The 935-nt window shown below is 75.3% G+C and carries 1 protein-coding gene; it reads left to right on the top strand.

All coding sequences use genetic code 11. The features are described from left to right. The coding region (locus QQK25_RS23165; protein ID WP_284190073.1) for a hypothetical protein at positions 1-935 on the top strand (935 nt) is incomplete at both ends.

Raw genomic sequence — 935 nt, 5'->3', positions numbered from 1 at the left:
CGGGCACCCGCAAGCGCTGCACCGGCTGCGCCGGCCGCGACGCCGCCGCCCCCTGCCCCAGCCGCGCCCAGGCGGTGGTGGAAGCGTGGATCACCGAGAACCCGACCCTCGCCGCCCGCCACGTAGAGCCCTCGCCGCGCCTGCGCCGGGTGTTCACCGTGACCAGCGCCAGCCTGCATCCCGACCGCCCGGTGGTCACCCTCGGCGTGCGCGACCAGCCCGCGCCCTACCCGGCCCTGCGCAGCCTGGACAGCGGCGAGATCACCCTCTACGCCGGCACCCTCCAGCCCGGCGACACCCTTGTTCTGTACCCCGCCGTCACCGCTGCCGAGACGGCCCCCTTCGACGGCTTCGACGCCCCCGGCCACCACGCCTGGGCCGCCAACCACCCGGCCGGCCGGGCCGTGCTCATCAACAGCGACGGCCACGAGCGCGACGTGAGCAACTCGATCTTCTACCTGTGGGGCAACCGCCTCGACGACCGCGGCGCCGCCTTCGGCAGCATGCGCTGCGGGGTGCTGGAGCAGCGCGTGCTCACCCCGCGCATCGCCCCCGGCGCCAACGGCTGGATGCTGCTCACCTTCGCCCAGCCCGACGCCGCCTTCGCCGGCCCCGACGACACCGTGCACGCCTCCCGCTTCGCCGGCCACGACGACCTGGACGGCACGCGCTTCGCGCTGCTGGACGGCACCATCGGCGCAGGCGACGCCCGCTACGCCTCGGTGCTGCTCGAATCCTTCAACAAGACCGACACCGGCGGCACCACCGAGACCGACACCGCCCACACGCCGCGCCTCAGCCTGCGCCTCGACTGGATGACCCGCCCGCCGGCCAGCATCCGGCTGCGCATCCCGCGCAACGAATGGGTCGCCGCCGCCGCCGCCCCATCCGGCTGCGCATCCCGCGCAACGAATGGGTCGCCGCCGCCGCCGCCC

Origin of the sequence: Zoogloea oryzae (assembly GCF_030161255.1) — a bacterium.
Taxonomy (GTDB): Bacteria; Pseudomonadota; Gammaproteobacteria; order Burkholderiales; family Rhodocyclaceae; genus Zoogloea; species Zoogloea oryzae.
Note: the sequence above shows the minus strand (reverse complement) of the source record. Positions and strands in the feature narration are given on the sequence as shown.